Annotated in this window: 19 protein-coding genes; 14 read left to right on the top strand and 5 right to left on the bottom strand. The window is 68.3% G+C overall.

Features of this window, described 5'->3' with window-relative positions; all coding sequences use genetic code 11:
- Positions 1–62 precede the first annotated feature (62 nt).
- On the top strand, positions 63–1,601 hold the full coding sequence (locus P3H78_RS15805; protein ID WP_276109623.1) for a UvrD-helicase domain-containing protein: 1,539 nt from the start codon (positions 63–65) through the stop codon (positions 1,599–1,601).
- 104 nt (positions 1,602–1,705) lie between these two features.
- On the opposite strand, the gene P3H78_RS15800 is transcribed toward P3H78_RS15805, so the two are convergent.
- Positions 1,706–2,335: a hypothetical protein gene (locus P3H78_RS15800; protein WP_276109622.1), complete on the bottom strand. Its 630-nt coding sequence runs from the start codon at positions 2,333–2,335 to the stop codon at positions 1,706–1,708.
- A gap of 139 nt (positions 2,336–2,474) precedes the next feature.
- Here P3H78_RS15800 and tcmP point away from each other — a divergent pair, with 139 nt between their 5' ends.
- A complete protein-coding gene (tcmP, locus tag P3H78_RS15795; protein ID WP_276109621.1) occupies positions 2,475–3,653 on the top strand; it encodes a three-Cys-motif partner protein TcmP in 1,179 nt (392 codons plus the stop codon).
- Between the two features lie 45 nt (positions 3,654–3,698).
- Here tcmP and P3H78_RS15790 read toward each other — a convergent pair whose 3' ends face one another.
- Positions 3,699–4,445 (bottom strand): DUF5131 family protein, encoded by a 747-nt coding sequence (locus P3H78_RS15790; RefSeq protein WP_276109620.1) that lies wholly within the window; start codon positions 4,443–4,445, stop codon positions 3,699–3,701.
- Positions 4,446–5,027: 582 nt separating this feature from the next.
- On the opposite strand from P3H78_RS15790, the gene P3H78_RS15785 reads away from it, so the two are divergent.
- The gene (locus tag P3H78_RS15785) at positions 5,028–5,447 is read left to right on the top strand and encodes a hypothetical protein (protein WP_438827975.1); all 420 of its coding nucleotides are present in this window, start codon (positions 5,028–5,030) and stop codon (positions 5,445–5,447) included.
- Between the two features lie 336 nt (positions 5,448–5,783).
- On the opposite strand, the gene P3H78_RS15780 is transcribed toward P3H78_RS15785, so the two are convergent.
- Entirely contained in the window at positions 5,784–6,545 is a 762-nt protein-coding gene (locus P3H78_RS15780; RefSeq protein ID WP_276109619.1) for an SDR family NAD(P)-dependent oxidoreductase, read from the bottom strand.
- 145 nt (positions 6,546–6,690) lie between these two features.
- Between P3H78_RS15780 and P3H78_RS15775 the strand changes: the two genes are divergently transcribed.
- The 8 genes from P3H78_RS15775 (at position 6,691) to P3H78_RS33520 (ending at position 13,405) form a co-directional block, all read left to right on the top strand.
- Positions 6,691–7,263 carry a TetR/AcrR family transcriptional regulator gene (locus P3H78_RS15775; protein WP_276109618.1) on the top strand — a complete coding sequence of 191 codons (573 nt, stop codon included), beginning with the start codon at positions 6,691–6,693 and terminating at the stop codon, positions 7,261–7,263.
- 10 nt (positions 7,264–7,273) lie between these two features.
- Positions 7,274–7,534, top strand: coding sequence for a hypothetical protein (locus P3H78_RS15770; RefSeq protein WP_276109617.1), 261 nt, complete (start codon positions 7,274–7,276; stop codon positions 7,532–7,534).
- Positions 7,535–7,705: 171 nt separating this feature from the next.
- Positions 7,706–8,614, top strand: coding sequence for a non-homologous end joining protein Ku (gene ku / locus P3H78_RS15765; RefSeq protein WP_276109616.1), 909 nt, complete (start codon positions 7,706–7,708; stop codon positions 8,612–8,614).
- 1,273 nt (positions 8,615–9,887) lie between these two features.
- The gene (locus P3H78_RS15760; protein ID WP_276109615.1) at positions 9,888–10,913 is read left to right on the top strand and encodes a NucA/NucB deoxyribonuclease domain-containing protein; all 1,026 of its coding nucleotides are present in this window, start codon (positions 9,888–9,890) and stop codon (positions 10,911–10,913) included.
- An 81-nt stretch (positions 10,914–10,994) separates the two neighbouring features.
- Positions 10,995–11,549 carry a hypothetical protein gene (locus tag P3H78_RS15755; protein ID WP_276109614.1) on the top strand — a complete coding sequence of 185 codons (555 nt, stop codon included), beginning with the start codon at positions 10,995–10,997 and terminating at the stop codon, positions 11,547–11,549.
- Positions 11,550–11,758: 209 nt separating this feature from the next.
- Complete coding sequence (locus P3H78_RS15750) at positions 11,759–12,079, top strand: hypothetical protein (RefSeq protein ID WP_276109851.1); 321 nt, start codon at positions 11,759–11,761, stop codon at positions 12,077–12,079.
- A 103-nt stretch (positions 12,080–12,182) separates the two neighbouring features.
- The gene (locus P3H78_RS15745; RefSeq protein ID WP_276109613.1) at positions 12,183–12,611 is read left to right on the top strand and encodes an ASCH domain-containing protein; all 429 of its coding nucleotides are present in this window, start codon (positions 12,183–12,185) and stop codon (positions 12,609–12,611) included.
- Between the two features lie 473 nt (positions 12,612–13,084).
- Positions 13,085–13,405, top strand: coding sequence for a hypothetical protein (locus tag P3H78_RS33520; protein WP_438827974.1), 321 nt, complete (start codon positions 13,085–13,087; stop codon positions 13,403–13,405).
- 431 nt (positions 13,406–13,836) lie between these two features.
- Here the strand turns inward: P3H78_RS33520 and P3H78_RS15735 are convergent, their stop codons facing one another.
- Together P3H78_RS15735 and P3H78_RS15730 are read right to left on the bottom strand one after the other, a co-directional pair.
- Entirely contained in the window at positions 13,837–14,970 is a 1,134-nt protein-coding gene (locus P3H78_RS15735) for an FHA domain-containing protein (RefSeq protein ID WP_276109611.1), read from the bottom strand.
- Positions 14,971–15,375: 405 nt separating this feature from the next.
- The gene (locus P3H78_RS15730) at positions 15,376–16,818 is read right to left on the bottom strand and encodes a serine/threonine-protein kinase (protein WP_276109610.1); all 1,443 of its coding nucleotides are present in this window, start codon (positions 16,816–16,818) and stop codon (positions 15,376–15,378) included.
- A 268-nt stretch (positions 16,819–17,086) separates the two neighbouring features.
- Here P3H78_RS15730 and P3H78_RS15725 point away from each other — a divergent pair, with 268 nt between their 5' ends.
- From P3H78_RS15725 to P3H78_RS15715, 3 genes are read left to right on the top strand one after another with little or no spacing between them, the layout of a single operon-like run.
- Complete coding sequence (locus P3H78_RS15725) at positions 17,087–18,844, top strand: hypothetical protein (protein ID WP_276109609.1); 1,758 nt, start codon at positions 17,087–17,089, stop codon at positions 18,842–18,844.
- A 2-nt stretch (positions 18,845–18,846) separates the two neighbouring features.
- Entirely contained in the window at positions 18,847–20,169 is a 1,323-nt protein-coding gene (locus tag P3H78_RS15720) for a VWA domain-containing protein (RefSeq protein WP_276109608.1), read from the top strand.
- A 5-nt stretch (positions 20,170–20,174) separates the two neighbouring features.
- Positions 20,175–21,584 (top strand): FHA domain-containing protein, encoded by a 1,410-nt coding sequence (locus tag P3H78_RS15715; protein ID WP_276109607.1) that lies wholly within the window; start codon positions 20,175–20,177, stop codon positions 21,582–21,584.
- Positions 21,585–21,595 lie beyond the last annotated feature (11 nt).

Here is a 21,595-nt window from a genome sequence, read left to right as displayed (position 1 = left end):
CACCACCCCATCTGCTTGCCGCCGCCAGCCATGCACTCATACGCCCCCAAGGACGCCATCCCATGAAGCCCACCGACGAGCAGACCGCCGCAGCCGATGCCTTCCACGCCGGAGACCACCTGGCCCTGCAGGCCGGCGCCGGCACCGGCAAGACCGCCACCCTTGCCCTGCTCGCCCGCGCCACCAAACGCCGCGGCCGCTACCTCGCCTACAACCGCGCCATCGCACAGGACGCCACTGCCCGATTCCCCAACACCGTCCAGTGCAAGACCGCCCACGCCCTCGCCTACGCCGCGGTCGGCCACCGCTACACCAGCCGCCTGAACGCACCCCGCCGCCCCGCCTGGCAGACCGGCCAGGCCCTCGACCTGACCAAAGCAGTCCGCATCGGCAACCGCGAGGTCTCCCAACGCGCTCTGTCCAACGCCGTCTTGCGCACCGTGACCCGCTTCTGCCACACAGCCGACGAAAAGATCACCCGCCACCACGTACCGAAGCTGCGCGGCCTGGAAGACACAGACCTCCACCGAGAACTCGCCGCCCACATCGTGCCCTTCGCCCACAAGGCCTGGTGCGACCTGCAACATCCCGACGACGGTGCCGTGCGCTTCGACCACGACCACTACCTGAAGATCTGGGCCCTCACCCAGCCGACACTCAACGCCGACTTCCTCCTCCTGGACGAGGCCCAGGACACCAACCCAGTCGTCGAACAAATCTTCCTCAGCCAGCGCAGCCACGCCCAACTCGTCATGGTCGGCGACTCCGCCCAGGCCATCTACCACTGGCGCGGCGCCAAAGACGTCATGACCGGCTTTGACGGCACCCATCTCACCCTGTCCCAGTCCTTCCGCTTCGGCCCCCGCCTCGCCGAAGAAGCCAACCGCTGGCTGCACCTGGCCGACGCCCCGATCCGACTCACCGGCACCCCCGCCGTGCCGACCGAAATCGGCCCCGTCACCAGCCCAGACGCCGTCCTGTGCCGCACCAACGTCGGCGCCATGGCCCACGTGATGGAGCTCATGGCCGCGGGACACCACGTCGCTCTGACCGGTGGGGGAGAGGAGCTGCGCGCCCTGGCCCAGGCAGCCCGCGACCTGAAAGAAGGACGCCGCACCCACCATCCCGAACTCATCCTCTTCCCCTGCTGGGGCGACCTGCAGGACTACGCGGCCCACGACCCGGCAGGACGCGACCTGCAGCCGCTGGTCAACCTCGTCGACGCCCACGGCACCGACGCCATCCTCACCGCCGTCGCCCGGCTCATCCCCGAACAGGACGCCCATGTCACCATCTCCACCGCCCACAAGGCCAAGGGGCGGGAATGGCCTTGCGTCCTGATCGCCGACGACTTCGCCCGTCCCAAGCAGCACCAGCAGGAGGGATCGGACGACCCCGCGACGCCCCACGAGCCGATCGACGACGCCGAAGCCCGCCTGGCCTACGTAGCTGTCACCCGTACCCGCCAGCGTCTGGACCTTGGCGGACTGTCCTGGATCTATAACGCTCTTGCAGAGCGGCCTACTGACTGCAGAGCCGGAATCATGCCGCGTGAGGCCCCCAAGGCAGCCTTGCACAGGTCAAAGGCGACGTCCCGGTAATGGTGGGCTCCTCGCGAGGTGCTCGATAGTGCCGGGAGCCGGGGTGCAGAACTGCTGCGGCGAACCGGACGAACGAGCGGATGTTCTCCCACACCCGTCTTGGGTCAGGCGCCGCCCAGGGCCCAGCCGCCGTCCCTGGGAACTGCGAAGGCGAGGTGCCAGGGATCGCGGTCCGGGGTGGTACAGACTGCCCACAGGCGGATGGGAGAGGTGCGGTAGCGGTCGCGCCACCTCTGCTCCCCGTCGACGCCGTCGTACCAGGACGGTTTCAGGGACGGGTCGACGGCGAGCCGAGTGCGGCCGCCGGGGAGAAGTGGAAACGCCGGGACTGCCCGTCCCAGCGCGTCCGCGTCATCGACTCCAGGCCTGAAGTGGTACGGCCCCCAGACGACGTCTGCTAGCTGCTCGGGTGTCAGAGCGCCGACGGCGTGGGGCGGCCTGGCCCCATCGAAGTCGTCCTGGATGCACAGTTCGACGTGGAGTTCGCCGAGCTTGGCCGGACCATCGAAGCGCACGTACAACATCTCATGGGGCTCCGCCTGGAGCTTGATTCGAAGCTGGGGCGTCAGTTCCTTGTGCCAGCGCTCCTGCTCGACCGCCACACGGTATCGGCCGTTTTCGTTCGCCTTCGTGGCGGCTTCGTTGGCCTGGCGGGATGCCCTCCACGCGGCCAAGGCGGCAGCGCCGCTGAGAAATGCTGAGGCCGCAGCTATGGACGTGTCGACGATGCTCATGCCGGACTGTATAGCCCATCCGCACGCTCCGGTTCTCCGACACCGGCCGCCGGTGGACCAGCAGTACACGGCACGGTCTTGCCGGGTACAGCATCGTGCTTCACCATCTGTGACCAGGTGAGCATTGCTGGGGGGCGAGATGTCATCGGGAACGGGTGGAGGATATTGGGCGGACAAGGCGCTGCCCAGTGTCTTCAAGCATGAGTTACTGAGGCGGTACCTGCCGCAGTTCGGCGGGATGACAGGCACGCAGTCTCACGACAGGCGCGTGGTGTATCTGGACGGGTACGCCGGCGAGGGCCGCTACGAGAACGGTGATCCAGCGTCGGCGGAGATCGCGCTGAGGGTCGCTACGTTCCTGCGTGGCAGGCCTGGGCTGACGCTGGAGTGCTTCTTCTCCGAGCCGCAGGCCAAGTCGTTCGACCGGCTGCACGAGGTCGTCCAGCAGTACCTGGCTCAGGGCGTGCGGGCGCACGCTCACCGCGGTGAGGTGGACGGGGTCCTGGACCAGGTCGTCGAGCGGGCTGTCCGGGAGCCGCTGTTCCTCTTCTTGGACCCGTGCGGGCTTGTGCTGCCGCAAGACCGTCTCGTGGACGTCCTCGCGCGCAAGCGCGCACAGAAGCGGCCGGCGACCGAGTTGCTGATGAACTTCAGCATGATGGCGGTGTGGCGGCTGGGCGGGCACGTCCGGTCTCCGAGGGGCAACGACAGGTCGCTGCAGCGGTTCGACGACGTGTGCGGCGGTTCGTGGTGGCGGGAGTATTTCGCCGACGCCGTGGCCTCACGCGACACCGACGGCGCGGCCGCGGACGCGATCGAGGCAGTGGCGGCCGAGTACGCGCGCCGTCTCGAACGGCGCACCGGGATGCTGGTGCAGTCGGTGCCGGTGTCGCACTCGCCGCGCAAGCGGGCCGTGTACCGGCTGGTGTTCGCCACCCGAAGTCCGTATGGCCTGTGGGTCTTCGGCGACACCGTGGCTCGGGCCCGGGCCACGTGGTGGGAGACGCTCGAGGAACGTGAAGCCGACGACGCACTGTTCACCATGGCCTCGGTTTCGCGTCCGGACCCGAAAGAGGTCGAGGCCAAGGCAGTACCGGAGATCGCCGCGAACCTGACGCAGCTGCTGACACGGGTGCGTCGGCCCATCCGACTGGTCGACCACACGCTGGAGGTCTTCGGGGCGTTCTACGGACAGGTCACCGAGCCGGTGGTACGTAGGGCAGTACATCTGCTGCATCAGCAGGGACGCACGCTCAGCAACGGGGTGGGGGTGAAGACCCGGGAGATCACCCTGCACCCCGGCAATCTCGTGGCGTGAACGGTGGCCGGGCCCGAACGGGCCCAGCCGTCACGACCAGAGCCGTCAGGCCGCAACGGGCAGCGGCATCTGATCCCAGGTACGGCCCTGCAGGAGACGGCCGCCAGCCTTCGGGGTACGGCCGCCCCACTGCTTGAAGAAGAAGGCGACGCCGGCGCCTTGGCAGGTGTCACGGATCTGGGTGACCCAGGCTTCGTCCAACCGGCGGTGTCCCGGGCCGGACTCGCCGCCCGCAATAACCCACTGGATGCCGTCCAGGCTCAAGCCGGGCAGGGGTCCCAGGAGCGGCTCACAAGACAGGAATCGCACGGCCGCGGGAACGTCACGCAGATCATCGACGCGCGCCAGCTCCTTCTCGGACTCCACCGACACGCCCATCCAGAGGTTGTCCGGCCAGTCGAGCTTCGGGGCGAGTTGCCGCAGACGCCGGGCCCGCTTGGTGAGCACCTGGTAGGTGTGCTGCGGGGTATCGGCGACCACGCCGAAGACGCGGCGCACGTAGTCGAGCGGCACCCGCGCGTGGAACAGGTCGGACATCGAGTTCACGAACACCGTCCGTGGGCTCTTCCACCCGTAGGGGACGTCCAGGGCTTCCGGGTGCAGGGTGACGCCGAACCCTGGCCCGGAGGTGCGGGGATCACCATCGTTCTGGTACTTCGCTGCGCCCATCGCCTTCAGCCGCTTGGCCAGGGTCAGGGCGTAGCAGTTGTCGCAGCCGGGAGAGACGCGGTCGCAGCCGGTCGTCGGATTCCAGGTTGCTTCCGTCCATTCGATCGCGCTGCGGTCGCTCACCGGTCTCCTCCTGCCTTCGTGAGTGGGCCCGCCACACAGGTGGTCGTGGCGTGCTGCATAACGATGCCCTCTCCACCGGGACACCCGGGCCCGATCACGGGTATCCCCGCGCTGTCGATCGTTTCTCGTAACCTCACTCGAACCTCCGCTCAGGAACCTAACGCTTGTGATCGGCCGCGGTCGATACGGCCGCCGCCCCCTCCGCACCCAGCCAGGGCGACAGGCAGCGCCGCACGAGTGACCCGCCCTCAAGAGGAGGGGCTGGTGTGCTCGTTCACGGGGCGGTAGCTTCCTGGCCGGACCGGGTGATCACCCGGTCGCAGTCGTGTGCCGGTCCCGGTAGAGGTCGGGGCAGACCATCCCGGGTTGCCGCGGGCCGGCCTTGAGAACGGGGAGCTGATGACCAACTCACGCATGCTCGCGGGGGCCCTTGCCGCCGGCGCTGCACTGGTTTTCGGAGCGGGTCCCGCTGGGGCTGCTGGGACGGGCCTGCCTTATGGGCCGGGGCCGCAGAGTCACTACACGGTGCAGAAGCAGCCGGCGCCGGGCACCTGCCACGTACGTCACTATCAGGGGCAGGCGATGCCGGATGGTCGCTGCACGCCCGGTGCCCTGAATCCCAAGGTCACCGCGAGGACTCTTGCGTCCACCATCTGCAATCCGCACGGCTACACGTCCCGGATCCGGCCCCCGGTCTCGGTGACGGGCAAGGAGAAGACGGCGAACGCCCGGTCCTACGGCTTCACGGGCAGCCTGCACGATGCGGAGTACGACCACCTCGTCTCGCTCGAACTCGGCGGTGACCCCAACGATCCGAGGAACCTGTGGGTCGAGCCGCCGAGCCCGGGCCACCGGCCCGGCTCCGGGGCGAACAACGACAAGGACAAGGTCGAGACCCACCTGCACACCGCCATCTGCAGCGGCCGCGTCACCCTCGCCGCGGCGCAGAAGGCCATCGCGACGAACTGGGTGAGTGCCGAAGCCAAGCTCGGCCTGAAGTAGGACCACACCCGCGAGCCGGCCAGGCGACTCCTCCGCGTGTCTGCCCTTGGTCGTCGGCCCGCGCCGACCTGCCCATTCGCGGTCGGCGCGGGCCTTTCCCGTCTCTGCGGCACCGCTCTCGTGCAGCCGCCCACCCGGTGCCGCCGGTCAGGGCTTCCAGGTGCGGAGGACGGTCGCGGTCCCCGCGGCGCTGCTGCGGGAGTTCGGCTCCGGGGATCAATCGAACCTGTGGCTGGCGCTGAGATCGATCACGCTCGGGCTGCAGCAGTCTGAGGGACGTTGACGCGGTTCATACCGGCAGCCCATCGAGCGGCAGCCGGGCTGCGTGGCGTGTCGTCAGACCTGTGCCATGCCGCCGTCGACGAAGAGTTCGATGCCGGTGATGAAGCTGGAGGCGTCGCTGGAGAGGAAGGCTGCGGCCTTGCCCATCTCGCGGGGGTCGGCGATCCGACCGGTGGGGTTGCCCTCGCCCATGCGCTTGACGGCGGCGTCGACCTGGTCGGCGCCCTGCGCCATGCCGAGGGCGTGGCGCAGGGACTCGGTGTCGACGGCGCCGGGGCTGAGGACGTTCATGCGGATGCCGGTGCCCTTGATGTCCTGGATCCAGGAGCGAATGAAGGCGCGTACTGCGGCTTTGGAGCCGCCGTACAGGCCCATGCCGTAGGGGGACTGGATGGACGCGGTCGACCCGATGATGACGATCGTGCCGCCGGACGGCAGCAGGGGGATCGCCGGCTGGATGGTGAACAGGACGCCCTTGGCGTTGACGTCGAAGGTCCGGTCGAACTGTTCCTCGGTGATCTGGCCGAGCGGGGCGTGTGCGCCGATGCCGGCGTTGGCTATGACCGCGTCGAGGTGTCCGTGTCGGGCGATGACCTCCTGGTACGCCGCCTCCATGTCTGCGAGCTTGGTGACGTCGGCCACGATGCCCGAACAGTTCGGGCCGATCGTGGCGACCGCTTGGTCCAGCGGGTCCTGTTGCAGGTCGGTGATGACCACGTGGGCGCCCTGGGCTACGAATTCCTGGGCGATGCCCAGGCCGACGCCGGACGCGCCGCCGGTGACCACAGTGACCTTGCCTTCGAGCGGGGAGCTCATTGTTTTCTCCTCAGGGTGGGTGTGTCCACGCCATGCGGACGGCGGGGTGCCTGCTCTACACTCGGAAGTGGAGGCGCCGCCGCTTTCCGTTCGACTGTAAGTGGAGGCGCCGCCGCTTAGCAACTCGTCGACGAAAGAGCTCCACGTGACCACAGGCACCGGACGGCCGTTGCGGGCCGACGCGCGGCGCAATCGGGACAAGATCCTCTCCGCGGCCGTGCGTGTCTTTGCGGAAGAGGGGCTGGACGCGCACCTCGAGCGCATCGCCAAGGAAGCGGGCGTAGGCTCCGGCACCCTCTACCGGAACTTCCCGACCCGGGAGGCACTGATCGAGGCGGTCTACCGCAACGAGGTGGCCCACCTGTGCGATGCCGCCCCTGCTCTGCTCGCGCGGAAGTCGCCCGACGAGGCCCTGCGCACGTGGACACGCCTATACCTGGACTACGTCACCGCCAAGTACGGCATGATCGACGCCCTGCGCGCCATCGCTGCGACGGGAAGCAATCCTTTTGGTCACAGCCGGGAAATGATCCAGGCCGCCATCACCTCACTCATGGACGCTTGCATGGCCGCCGGGGCGATCCGCACTGATATCCAGCCCTCCGACATTGGCGCCGCCCTGGAAGGCATCGCCCTCACCTCGGCAGGTGCTGAACACCGACAGCAAGCGGAGCGCCTGCTCGACCTCACCCTGGACGGCCTCAGGATCCGCCCGTGAGGACTCGTGCGTGGGTCCGCTCCGCCACCAAAGGCTCGGCCGTCTTCTCCTACGACCCCACGGGCATCTCCACCGGACCGCGTTCCTGGTCGACGTCGTGGAGGCCTACGAGATCATGTGGATCCGCAGCGAGTGCACGCGCAGCTACCGCGTCCTGACCGGCACGGTCATCCCCCACGCCAAGAACAGCAAGGCGCGGGCCGTGCGCCTCCTGCGACGGCACCTGGAGCTGGTCGTCGGGGAAAGCGAAGACCTGCTGGCGCCCACCTGACGGCCCCCGCCGCCGGCGCGGAGACGACGCTCCGCACATCACCCGCAGGGACGCCGGCGCCGGCCGGGCAGGGCCATGTACGACGGGGGTGCCGTGGTGGCCGTCTCGCGTGCGGCCCCGGCGGGCCGCTCATAGGCTGAGCGTGCTCGGGGCCGTCGCGGAGGTCTAGCCATGCCCCGAGCCATCTGGGCCGGCGCCGTGTCGTTCGGCCTGGTCACCGTGCCCGTGCACGTGGAGTCGGCGACCGAGGACCACAGCATCAGGTTTCACCAGTACCACCTGAAGGACATGGGCCGCGTCCGCGTCCGGAAGGTCTGCGAGCTGGAGGACCGGGAGGTCTCCCAGGCGGAGATCGGCAAGGGCTACGAATACTCGAAGACGCAGGTCATCCCCATCAGCGACGCGGAACTCCGCGCGCTGCCGCTGCCCACGGCGAAGGCGATCGAGATCGAAGCGTTCGTGCCGCTGGATTCGATCGACCCGATCCGGATCGGCGAGGGCTACTACCTCGCCCCGGACGGCCAGGTCGCCGCCAAGCCCTACAAGCTGTTGCGCCAGGCCCTGGGCCGCTCCGCCAAGGTCGCCGTCGCGAAGTGGGCGTGGCACGGCCGCGAGCGCCTCGGCATCCTGCGCGTCCGCGGCGATGTCCTGGTACTGCAGCTGATGCGCTGGCCCGACGAGATCCGCGACTGGGCCGAGGCGGCCCCGCCGGCCGTCGACATCGATGAGTCCGAGATCGAGGGCGCGCTGGCGCTGATGGACACGATGAGCTGCGACACGTTGGAGGGCCCCGACTTCGCCGACGCCTACACCGAGGCGCTGGAGGAGATCATCGACGCCAAGCGTGCCGAGCAGCCGCTGCCCCAGGCGCCGGAGCCTGTCGAGGAGCCGGGGAAGGTGCTGGACCTGATGGCCGCGTTGAACGAGTCCGTGGCCCAGGCGCGCGCGGCCCGCGGGGAAGACGCCGAGGTTCACGAGATGCCGAAGAAGAAGCCCGCGGCGAAGAAGGCCACGAAAAAGACGGCTGCCAAGAAGGCCACGGCGAAGAAGGCGAGCGGGCGGAAGCCGAAGACCGCCTGAGCGCCACGTCCCCGGCGTCATCCGTCCGGGTAGCCGAGCCGGGAGTCGGCCCGGCAGTGCGGGCACGCAGGCACACCCTCGGCCAGTGCCGCAGCGCCTGTTCCCGGGTGAGCGGGCGGGCCCGCTTGCCCTTGCTCGATGACCCAGTCCGCCGCCGGCGGCCGGGCGTCGATCCCGCGTGCGGATTCCACTGGTCCGGCATGAGATGGCAGCTGGCACGAATATCTAGGTCCGTTGCTGACCGAGACCCCTGGGGGGCGGATGCCATCGATGCGGCGGTGTTTGAGTCGCAGAAGGCCACGGCGCTACGGGTTGAGGATCTTGGAGCCGAGATGGAGGGAGCGCGGACGGCACTGGCTGAGAGGTGCAAGAGGTGCTGAGGCGCCGAGTGATCAGCCTGGAGATAGCTGGAGGCGTTTGTCCCGGAGGACGCGCCCGCCGCCCGTCGCGTCGCGGAGGAAGCCGCCGGGTCTGCGCCGGGCGACGCCGCCTCACCGCCAGAACACGGCCGGAGCCCAGGTGCTGTTGGTGGACTACGAGGCCTTGATGGTCGCTGTCCCGGAGGGTGGAGGCAGGCGGCCTCGACCACGGTCTGGCCAGGCTCGCGAGGAGGTGTTGCTGCCACCTGCACCGAACAGCAGCTCCTTCTGCGCTCCGACGTCCGTACGGATGCAGTGGGTTCGGCTGGGTGCCGCCACCCTCCGGCGCTGCCGGCGCTCCGCATTGGCAGGCTGCCGGGAGGGAGTCAGTGCACCTGGTTCAGCACTGGTACAGGAGTACCTGTTTGCAGGAGAGGTGCCCTTTGGAGTGAGTCGTAGTTGAGACAACTTCCACTCGGGGTGTGCTTGGCGTGTACGGATTCCCTGATCTCGGGGCTTGGGCCTGCTCATACGGTCGCGACGCCCCGGGGTTGTTCCTGGAGCGGGCTGCCGTCTTGCGGAGCGTTCGCGGGACGCGTCGAGCGCGCGTGGTGCGCGCGGCGTATCCGCTGACGCGAGCGGCCTGGCCGCGCATGCGGCTGGCGTGCTTTGTGTGTCGCGCACCTGAAGCGATGTCGTTGGTGAGGTCAGTGGTCACGCGGGGCAGTGTGGCCGAAACTCCGGACAGTAAGTCCTGGACTGTCGTAAGTGGGATGCCTCTGGTCGGAGGGCCGTGCTTGGATGCGGCCCACGCGGTGCGAAAGGCACGCAGTTGCTTGTGCTTTTCTCGCGCCACCGACTCAGGGAGACACGTCTTGCGAAAACACATCGTCAGGAGTCTCACCATTTCCGCCGTGGCGGCCGGACTGCTTGTCCCGGCGGCCGCGGCCTCGCAGGCGGCCGTGGAGCCGCCGGCCGGCTCGGCGGTGATCCAGGCCGACATCGCGCCGGTGGCCGTGCAGACGGCCTCACCGGCCACCGCCGCGGGGGCGGTGGCCGGGGCTCCGGCGGCGAACGCCACCTGCAGGGTCGACACGATCTCGATCAACCGGTTCAGCGAATGCGAGTGGGCCACCGTCCGCGTCAACGTCGTCCGCGTCATCAACGGCGTGCCGCGACAGGTCGGCACGGCCACGTTCACCGCCCGCCACTCGATGACGCTGCAGTCGAAATCGGCGAACTGGAGCGAGAAGTTCCAGCTCTCCAAGGCCCGTACCACCGGTGAGGGCAAGGGCATCACCGTCAACGTCACCGCCACGGCCGGGAACGGCACCAGCGCCAAGACGCACTACGGGCCGCATCTGCTCGACACGGGCTCCAGCGGCAGCGTCACCTACACGACCGGGGCCATGCGCAAGGGACGTATCAACAGCAAGACCCAGACCCGGTACGTCTTCAGCTTCACCAAACCGGGTTACACCTCCGGCTCGACGGGCTACAAGTCGGCGACCTGGCGGTGTGACAACTACTACGGCACCTCCGGCTGCGCCATGACCGACGCGCCCACCGCCGTGTCGATGGTGGGTATCCCGTGGATCGATGACGGGATCCGCAAGCTCCGTGCCCGCGGCGGCCACTACGGCGACCCGAACGGCGGCAAGCCCCTGCACTGGATGATCAACACCAAGAAGAAGAACGACAACCGCAGGGCAGTCTGCGGGGGCCGCACGGCGCCGCCGGACATGAAGCGAGCCGGGCGCACCTACTGTGATGAGTACCCGTTCGCCTCAACCTACGAGGGCGGCAAGAAGCTCCCCGCCTCGCAGCGTGAGACGACATGGGTGAGCCCGAACGAGAACAATACCCAGGGTGCCCGGATCACGAACTGGCGCCGGCCGATGCACGTCATGGACAACGACCCGTTCTACGTCGTCGCCTGACAACCCTGACACGCCGGGCCGTACGGCACCATGGGGCACCCCCGCCAGCCGGGGGTGCCCCTTCCGCGTGAGGAGACCACCGTGATCATCACTGAGACCACCCTGACGCCGGAGACCGGCGAGCACGGCTACCTCCTCGCCCTCGGCGAGGACTACGAGTGGCCGCCCGAGTGGCCCTACGGCTGGCGGTGCGGGCCCATCGGCAGCGACACTGCGCACATCATCACCGACACCGATACCGGCACCATCACCATCACCGTCCAGACCCACAACGAGCCGCCCCCGCCCCAGACCGACCCGGCCTGGGGACCCCCGGAAGAGATGAGTCTGCACGCCACCGAAGACACCCCCGTCATCTACCTCCTCGGCAGCGGCGAATTCGAAGAGGCAGAACCCGAGGACGGCCCGCTCCGACTGCCCACCGACCACGTGCCGGCGTGGATCCGGATGCGCCTGTACTGCCACACCACAAACCTTGAGCCCGGCGTCGGCGACCGCGGCGAACGCCACCTGATCCAACTCTGGGCCGCCCCGCAGCAACCGCCGGTACACCCGCAACTGACCGAATCCGACCTCACCCAACGCCGCACCTACAAGGAGGACTTCGACCAGAGTGCCGCTGCCTGGCAGGAGTAGCCCGCACCGACCGGGACATGAATACGCCTGGAGCCCTGGGTGCCTCAGCACACTCCCGTCTGACCTCCCGACCGGTGTCGGGGGTGCAGAGCCTCAGCCGGCGGTAAGCCTGATCCTGCACCAATATCGCGTTGTGGGTCCCGGGCCGCCGCCATAAGGTCACCGGCATGTCCTTACGTCTCCGTTTGCGTCAAGCACTGCCAGAAGCGATCCGCGCCCGCGACAAAGCCGCGATGAGCGCCCTGCGCGCAACACTCGCTGCACTGGACAACGCTGAGGCAGTACCCGTGGGTGAAGCGGAGCTCCACGGCTTGGCTCTCGAGCAGTCGCCCGTTGGTGTCGGCGTGACCGAAGCGGCTCGGCGTGAGCTGAGCGAGCCCAGTGTGGTGGATGTCGTGCGCGCCGAGGCCGCCGAGCGACTGGAGGCTGCAGCGCAGTTGACTGCGCCCGCACACGCTGACCGAGCCGCCCGGCTCCGCGCAGAGGCCGCCGTGCTGCTTCGCTTCCTCGACGGCCCCGGCACCGCATAGGGAACATCCCCTCCGCGTGTCGCGGAGAGCGCTTGCTGCGAGTTCGATGGCCAGCAGTGCGGTGTCTGTTGATCAAGGCGATCGGGCTTCGTACCATCTCCAGATGGGACATCAGGACCTTCCTGCTCTTGAACTTGCCTTTCCCGGTCCTGAACGTGACCGTGGTGTGGCGGCGATCCTGAGCGGTCAGAAGACCGCGCTCACGGGCCTCCTGGAGATCTACGAGCACGCCGGAGAGACGGTGCCGCAGACCGGTCAGCGGTTCTCGGTGCTCGATTCCGAGGGTTATTCAGCCGTCACGATCGAGCTCGTCGACGTACGGGTCGTTCCCATGAAGGAGATCGACGACGACTTCGCTCGAGCCGAGGGGCGCGGCTACGCCGACGTTGCCCAGTGGCGGAAGGCCCACGAAGAGTTCTTCCGTAGCGATGGCGTGAGCGAGTTCCTGGGTCGCACGCCCGTCATTGACGATGCCACTCTCGTCGTTGCCGAACGCTTCCGAGTGGTGGTCGATCCCGACACCCCCGGGTAGTGTCCCCGCCTTGTAGAAGCGCGCCGCCAGCCCCCTTGTGCTCCACGGGTGGGGACCCGGCCGGTGTATGTCCTTGCTGGTAGGGCAGCATCTGTGCAGATATCACCTGCCCGTGAGGGGTCGTTATGCGTTCCATCTGTCGTGCGGTGCCGTCGGCTCTGTTTGCCTGTCTGTTGTTGGCGGGTTGCTCGTCGGTTCCGCTGGGCTCTTCGGGTCCCTCGTCGTCCGGTGCTGGAGGGTCGGGAGGGTCTGGGGCGGGTGCGCCGGGTGGGTCGCGGGCGATCGCGGTGGGTGCGGGTCCGCAGAAGACGTACACGGTGCAGCAGCAGCCGGCCGCGGGCAGTTGCCACTACCGGTATGAGCACGGGGAGCCGCTGGAGGATCGCACGTGCACTCCTGGCGCGATCTCTCCGGCGGTGACGCAGGCGAATCTGAAGTCGACGGTCTGCCGCAAGGGGGGGTATACCTCCGGCGTGCGTCCCTCTGCCTATGTGACGGGCAAGGAGAAGCGGCTGAACGCTGCGTCGTACGGTTTCACCGGCCGTATGGGGGATGCTGAGTACGACCATCTGATCAGTCTGCAGCTTGGCGGCGACCCCAACGATCCCCGCAACCTGTGGGTGGAGCCGGCCGACCCGGGCCATAAGAAGGGCGCCGGGGTGAACAACAAGAAGGATCCGGTGGAGACGAAGCTGCACACCGCCCTCTGCTCCGGGAAGATCACCCTGGTCCAGGCGCAGCAGGCGATCGCCACCGACTGGACCACGGCACTGAGCACACTCCACCTCAGCTAGCAGGCCACGCGCGCAGAACCCCGGCCACCTCTCCTGTGGATGCGCGACCGTCGGGGTGGGTGAGGGCGCAGTAGTCGGCTGCATGGGTGGCGGACTGTTCGGCCTCCGTCCGGCGCGCCGTGAGGTCTCTATCCATGGAGCGCTCCGTCCCCGGCGACGTTGTCCTCCTGGTCTCGAAGTTCGTGGCGGCCGCGCACGATGAAGTCGAAGGCGGCAGACAGCGGGCACAGGTCGTGCCGGAAGCGGGGTGGCGTCACCCAGTACGAGCCGGGTGGCTTCGTCGTTTCGATGTCCGGGGCGCCGAGGTACGTACCGGCGCCCAGCAGTCCGCAAGCCTGCCCTCATCACGGTGCGAGGCCGTCCATGACACGCAAACCGGCCGCGCCGCGCTGAGCCGGGTCGGACACCGCCCCAGTCCGACGGCACGCCAGTCAGATCTCCAACGCCTCAATATCGACCGGTGTCAGCAGCCTGGTCTGTCCGCCGCCTGCGGTGCCCAGTCGGGGCAGCGCCTGCTGTTCGTCGGAGAAGTGCTGCTGCCCAGACAATCGAAGGGTGACCGCACCGCCCAGCACCAGTCGGTCCTTCTCTCGGAAGGCGATCCGCTCTCCAGGCTTCAGACGCCGGGAGGTGATGCCGCGCTCCAGTACCGTTCCGTTGGCCGAGTCGAGGTCGACGGCGGTCACCTGGGAATTTACGGAGCCGCTCTCCACACTGAGCATCAGATGGCGGCGGCTCACCCGGTTGACCTCAGAGGGCGTGTTCACCTCGTCCGAACCCAGGTTGATGCCGTGCGGTAGCGCGCCGCGGCCTACCTCAAGGGCGTCGCCCTCGCCGACGGGGAAACGCAGGTACTCCTCGCCGGTGCGCAGGTCCGCCACGACGAAGGAGCGGGGTCGGGTGCGAACGCCCAGCTGCCGGACCTCGTCCCGACAGCCGCCGCAGATCGGAACCCCGCGGCGGCCAAGCAGCGGCCAGTCGTGCAGTCGGTCGGGCCAGTAGAGTGCCTTGAGGCACCGCCGGTTCTCGCAGCGCCAGTGATGGCCCAGAATCTTCCTGTGAGCGGCGTCGCGGTGGTCGAGGTGCTGCTCGAACTTCAAGGCCTTGCCCTCCAGGGCCCGCGAGACGGCCTGCGGGGAGACGGAGCGGATGCCGCTCGGCATGAGGCGGACCGTGCCGCCGTCGGTGCTCCAGGTCAGGAAACGGCCGGGGGACCGCTCGATCCAAGGGAAGGCGCGCCGCAGATCGGTGAACTGATCGCGGCTGATGACGTGCAGCCCCCGTTCCTCGGCAAGGGTTAGCAGCACCGGGTCTGCCATCGGCGCGAACTGCACATCACCATCACGTTCCAGCTGCCGAAGCCGCAGCTGGTCGGTGGGAGAAAGCTGCCGGCGCAGGGAGCCGTCCGCGACCAGGGTCATCGACGTGTGCTCGCCGAACTGGCGGCGCCAGGCCTCGCGCACCAAGAACACCCGCTCGATCAGCGGGAAATGCCGGCCCACCGGTGGCAGCGCGTCCGACCAGCAGACGTTGGAGACATCGACGACCGCCCCCGTAACCCTCATCGTGCACACTCCCCGGCTGAGCCACTCGCTGCGCCCACTCGGCGAGTCGTCCTGATGTGAGGTCAGTTGGCCGGCATCCCGAAAAACCACAGGTTCTTCACCGGATCTGTCTCATGTTGGTCGGTACGTTAATGATGTCGATCAAGCCGCGCAAGCCGTTCCCGCTTCTGCCTGCCCGTTCTGACCTGGGCCGGTTTGTCGGCACTGTTCCATGTCTCGAGATCCTGCAAGAGGTGCCGCCAGGCTTCGGGCATCGCCCCCTGTCGGTGTGTTGAGGCGATGGGGGGCAGAGGAAACGGTCTCCGGCGCGGAAGGCGACGGAGATCTTGGCGTGGATGGGAGCGGGATCGAACTGCCCGGGACGGTCTTCCGCGGTTTCATGGGCGAGCTGGGCGGCGAGGGCGCTCAAACCGCCGCCGAGCTGTCCATCAGGGTGCGGAGGGAGCGGACTTCCGGGGCGTTTGGCCCATGCATGGAAAGCAGCGAGGCGTGAGTACCCGCCAGCAGCGGCAGGCTTTCCGGGTTGCCCTGAGCGTGCAGGATCTGACCGAGCATGTGCTCGATGTCCAGGTGGCGCAGACGGTCGGCGCTCTGATTCTCGTGCGGCATGCCCTCGCCCGCGCTGCAGGGGCAGTTTTCACGCAGCTCGCGCAGACAGGCTTCTGCCTCGTCGAGTTCGTTCAGCGCGGTCCAGATGTCCGCCAACACCAGTCCGAGATCGATGGACTCGGCGGAATCGGGGCCCAGTTCGATGCCGGCGTACTGCACCAGTTGCTGCAGCTTGGGCAGGGCCAGTGCGAAGTGGCCGTCGAGGTAGGCCGTCAGCGCGAAGACTCTGAGGGCGGAGAGTTCCTCGGCGGCCAACTGCGGCAGCGTGGGTACGACATCCGCGTCAACGCCGACGTGCACTGTAGGTGCCGCCACGTTGTACAGGGGAAGCTGCGGCTGCAGGGGCGCGGTTTGCTGCTCCTCCCCGCTGGCGAGGTCGTCTCCGTTTTCCAGGAGGATTGCCTCCAGCGCGGCCTTCACGTCGGTGGCGGAGGCCGGGCGTTCTTCGGGCTGCTTCGCCAGCAGCGCCAGGACAAGCCGTTCCAGCGCAGCGGGCGTGCCGGGACGCAGTTCTCGCAGGGGAGTCGGGTCGGTCTGGATGTGGTGCGCACCCACGGACCGTGCGGTCGTACCGATGAACAGTGGCTCCCCTGCGATCAGTTCGTGGAGGACGCAGCCCAGTGAGTACAGATCGCTGGCGCCGGTGATCTCGTACTGGCCAAGGTGCTGCTCGGGCGATGCGTACTGGGCGGTGCCGGGGCTCGCCATCCCGATCGACGTGAGTCGGGGGTCGGAGGGGGCGAGTGAGGCGGCGACACCGAAGTCCAGCAGCCAGATCTTGTCGTCGGCGTCGATCATCAAATTCTCCGGCTTCAGATCGCGGTGCACCACGGCTTCCCGATGTGCGGCCGAGAGCGCCTCGCAGATCTGCACGGCGAACTGAACGATGCGTGTCCCACTGGGGCGTCCCTCATCTTCCATGAACTGCAACAGGGTTGTGCCGTGGATCAGCTGCATGATCATGTAGGCGTGGCCCGAGTGGGTGCCCACATCGTGCACAGCGGGGATGGCGGGATGGCCGATCCGCGCCAAGAGCTGCGCCTCTCGGAGGAACCGCTCATGAAGCGCGTTGAGGCCGCCGTCGAACGCGCTGCTCTTGAGGAGCTTGACGGCGACCCTGCGGTTCAGCGCGCGGTCGAAACCCGCCCACACTTCACCCATGCCGCCGGCGCCCAGATGCTCGGTCAGTTCGTAGCGATCGGCGATGGCTACGGGTTCGAACGGTACGTGGCTGTGCAAGACCCTGCTCCAAGTCCCAGGCCGCCTCGCCGCGCGCGGGCGGCCGGCGAGGATCACGCCTACCCGAATGACCTGCGTATCCCAAGATTGGATTGTACGTGACAACTTCACGTATCATCCATATGATCTCCATGAATGTGCGGTCAGCTGCCCGTGTCCATGCCGGGCCGAGCCAGACGTACGTTCTCCCCCCTGTGACGCCCCGTCACCAGCAGCCCACCAGAGGGCGCCGGGCTGGCGGTTCCCTATGTATGACCCGAGGAAGCATGTGGACAACACGCCAGGCAGGCTCGCTGTGATCGGCGATGAAGGCTTTGATGTGGGTGTAACGGCTTGGCTGGCCTCGCAACTCGATGCCCTGCAAACTGGACGGCGTCCGCAAGACGTAGATGCAGACAACGACGTCGGCTGGATCCGGCACATCGGAAGGGAGACCTTCCGCCGTGCAGCCCATCGCGAGGGTGAGGATCACGACGCCACGCGCCTGGCCGTGGCCGGTGTGTGTGGGGGCGCCTGGCCGCAGGGCGTGGAAGCGGTTGTCCGGGCGGCTCTCGCTCCCGAACTCGCCGTCACGACGCCGCAGGAACTGGCACATCTCATCGTCACTGTCGTGCCCGAGGTCGCCCGACACGACGGGAGACCCGCCACGTACGACCGCCTGCGGGTAGGCCGGGTGGGGCTGGCGACTACGACCGGCTGGTCGAAGGCGCGCGGGCGTGGGCACGAGGACAACGAAGACGCGAGCGGCTTCTTCAAGTTGTCGGGCGGGGGTCTGGCGGCCGCCGTTCTCGACGGCGTCACGGGTCGTGGTGACGGTGGCGGCGGTTGGGCCGCGCGGCGTGCCCTCGAGTTCATCAAGCGGGACTGGTCCCGGGGTTTCCATGATCCGCTGGAGATCCTCAGGGGACTGGGCGAGGGTCTGGCCGAGAATGAGGCGGAGGCGCAGACTTACGCTGACGCCGCGACGGTCGGGGTGCTGTGCAGTGTCGTGCCCGGAGAGCCGGAGCAGGTGACCCTGGCGTTCGTCGGTGACGCCCGCGCCTACGCGCTGCTTCCGGGCACCGGCCGGGCGGTGCGGCTCGGCGGAGAGGGCAGCGCCGTGTTCGAGGACTTCAACGACGGCATATCGCCCAGGCCGGGCGAGGCATCCGTGGTGACGTCGTACCTCAATGACAACGGAGTGCAGGGCCGGCCGCACGTCGTGTGGCCCGAACTGCGGTCCGGATCCTGGCTGGTCCTGCTCAGTGACGGCGCCTGTGTCACCACCGGCCACTCGGGTGGGGACTCTGAACATGGCTTTGTGGGTCTGGGGTTTGACGACTGGCTGTTCGCCGCGGCTCTCGAGGAGACGATGGCGCAGGCTGTGAGCCCGCAGCATCTGGCGATACTGCTGGCCATGCGCTCGGAGTCCCTGGGCGGACGCGACAACGCGACTGTCCTGGTCGTGGAATTCCCCGAGGCATCCGTGACCCGGGCGCGCTCCCGGCGGCAGGGGAAGGCCGAAGCCCGATACGACGGTGATGGGCACCTCCTCGCGGAGTTCGACGGATCAGCCCCAGAGGGCACCGAAGCGTTCGGAGGCGATGGCGAGACCGGCCCGGAAGACAGCGGACACGTCCCGCGCGGCGAGGACGTCGAGCAGGACGTTGACGGCGAAGAGGACGACTTCGATGGCGAAGAGGACGACTTCGACGACGACGGGGACCTCGACGACGGTGGGGACCTCCACGACGACGGTGGAGACCGGGACGCTGACCGCAAGGTCGAAGAAGAGGACTTCGAAAACGAGGACTTCGAAGACGACGAGGACTTCGGCAACGACGAAGAGGACGCCGACCGGGACGTCGACGGCGAAGACGATGGCACGACCGGTGACGACGACGCAGAAGACCACGGTGCCGGCATGGAGTCCGTCGACTCCGCCATCGACGAGGCCTCCGGGCGCGAGGAGCCCGGGGCGGCGACCGCCGCCCTGTCCCCGGACCGTGACGTGGAACGAGCAGAGGAAGGGGAGGGCTCCCGGTGAGGATGCTCTGCAGCGTTGACAGGTCCATGGTCGCGGCCGGTGGATCGGTGTTCATCTCGGTCGGCCCGCCCCGCATGCCCAAGCCCCCGAAACCCACGGTGGCCGCGGTGGCCTTCGCCCTGGACGAGTCGGGCTCCATGGACAAGCCCTTCGCCCCGGGGGAGCCGCCTCGGCGACACATGATGAAGCGGGGCATGGCCGCGGCCGCAGGCGCTCTGGACAAGGACGCCGTTGTCACAGTCGTCCGGTTCGCCACCCGGGCGCACGTCGTCTACCGAGGCACGGCGGGCGAGCTGGCGGCACGGCCGGATCTTGCCGTCGAGGCGCAGGTGGGCGGCGCTACCAACTTCGAGGCCGCGCTCCTGGCGTGCGCCACGGAGCTGCGCCCTCATCGGGGCATCCGCAGGATTCTGCTGTTCACGGACGGGGAGCCCACCGACGGGGCGTTGCCAGAGGAACTGGCCGAGCTGGGAAGCCGGCTCGCCACCGAGGGAATCCACATCGACGCTCTCGGGATCGGTGAGGAGTCGCGGGACTCGCTGCTCAGCAGCCTGGTCGGCGACACCGGGCAGACCGCGCACGCCACCGCGACCAGCAACGACGCGGCGGATTTCCAGCGGATGTGCCGTGAACTGGTCCAGTGGGGCCGTGAGTCGTATGTGCAGGGCGGCCGCATCCGTGTGTCGGTGCACCCTGCATGGCGGGTGGGCGCCGTGTTGCGGACCCATCCGCAGGAGCGGATGCTGTCCGGCTGCGTCACGCCCGGACGGAACGGGAGCACCCTGGTGACCCTGCCGCTGGGGGCGTTCGGCGGAAACCGCTGGCGCCCGGCCTTCGTCGTGGAGCTCATCGCCCCGGCCACGCCGCAGCCGTCGCGGCAGATCGTCAAGGCGGACGGCGTGATCCTGATAGCCGGAGAAAAAGAACAGTTTGACGGTGCCTCGGCCGAGGACGTGAGGATCCAGGTCGTACCGAACGACGCCAACTCCGTCTATCTGCAGCACGACCCGATGCTCGCCCGGCTGGTCGAGGGAGCACGGCTCGTCGACGAGGTCGACCTGAAGGTCTCGCAGATGCCCACCGGGCAGGAGGCCAGGATCTACGAGGAGGGCGCCACCCGTGCCCGCAAACGGGGCATGACGGATCTGGCGCACGAATTCCAGAACGCCCTGGAGGCGTTGAGCGAGGGAAACCACGCCGTCGACGTGCAGTCCGCCACCCGCGCGCGTGCCGCGCGCGCAAGAACCGCGGTCGCCGATGTCCTCGGCGAGACGAAGGCCCGTGCACCCCGCAACCGCGCGGCCGACCACCCGAAAGGCAAGTGACCGGCGTGCACGTACTGATCGACGTGAGCAACGTATGTCGTGACCACCGCGGGTGGCAGACAACGGACATCCAGCTCGCCAGGGCGGCCGATCTACCGCCTCCGCCCCCGGTGAAGGAGCGGCGGGAGGCGGTCCTCGAACGGTACCTCGCGGTGCGCGAGGCGGCGCGGAACAAGTGGGGCAAGAGCGCGAGGATCCGTGGCTGGGCCGACTCCTCGCTGATCCGTCGCTTCAGCGAAGCGGACCGTGAGCTCTACCGCCACCTGGTCGCCGCCCAGGAGATCCGTGAGGCCGCCGAGGCGGACGATCCGCTGCTGCGTGACGCCAAGACCTTGCGCGCCGTCGTGATCAGCAAGGACAACTTCCGTGGCAAGCGCGGTGAGGGTGCCCACGACTGGCTGAACGGAACCACCGACCGGCTGTGGGAGCCGCAGGCCAAGCTGGTCGGGAATCAGGTGAAAGTAAGTCTGATCCCGCGTCGGCTTTCCGACATCAGCGACAGCAGCGTCCGACGTGGTGCCAACGACGACCTCATCAAGGCGAACAACCTCACCGACGAGGATCTGGAATACGACTACCGGTGCACCAACCCGACGTGCCCGCTCGGCCGCAAGGACAAGCTCGCCGTGTTCCCGATGCGTCCTCTCGGCCGCACCGGCGACCTGCTCTGCCCCAAGTGCTCGGTCAAGGTGGTGCGTATCGGGCGACGCAACGAGCCCGTCAAGCGGTGGAAGAACCAGAAGTCGCAGCGCCAGCAGGCCCGTGCCACCGAGGGTTCGGAAGAGCTGCTGAGGCTTCCGCCGCTGGACGGACTCCCCCTCAGTGGTGAGCTCGGGGCGGTCCGTGCCGGGCCAACGACGGATTCTTCGGCGGCAAGCGTTCCGCCCCGCGCTGCGGTGGCGGACGTGCCGCAGCCGATGTTCGCGCCTTCCCCGCCGGACACCATCGGCTGGGGCACGTCCGACGGCATCGGAGAGCCGACTGGTGCGCCCGTTCCGTCGTGGCAGGCGTCCGCCCCGATTCCGGCGCCCGCTTCCGCACCTGACCACGCCATGGTCTCCCGGTTTCTGCACCTGGAAATAGACATCCGCGGCCGTCGCGTGCACACCGAGACGGTCCCGCCGGGGCGGGTCGTCCTGGGGCGGCTGCCCACCGCACGCGAGACCCTCCCCAAGGGGGAACTCGGCCTGAACATCTCGTCGGACCTGGGCGAGGAGGCCTGGGACGTCAGCCGGCGACACATGGTCATCCGCTTCACGGAGGAAGGCACGGTGTCGCTGCTCGACACCTCGGTCAACGGCGTCTGCCTCGACGGCGAACCCATGGCCCGCGACTCCCACGTGCCCTGGACTGGCCAGCGCATTTCCATCCTCGACGGGCAGATCCAGGTCCGCCTGCGCGTCGCGCACGGCTGACGCACCGTTCC

Source organism: Streptomyces tropicalis (genome assembly GCF_029269835.1).
Lineage (GTDB): Bacteria > Actinomycetota > Actinomycetes > Streptomycetales > Streptomycetaceae > Streptomyces > Streptomyces tropicalis.
Note: the sequence above shows the minus strand (reverse complement) of the source record. Positions and strands in the feature narration are given on the sequence as shown.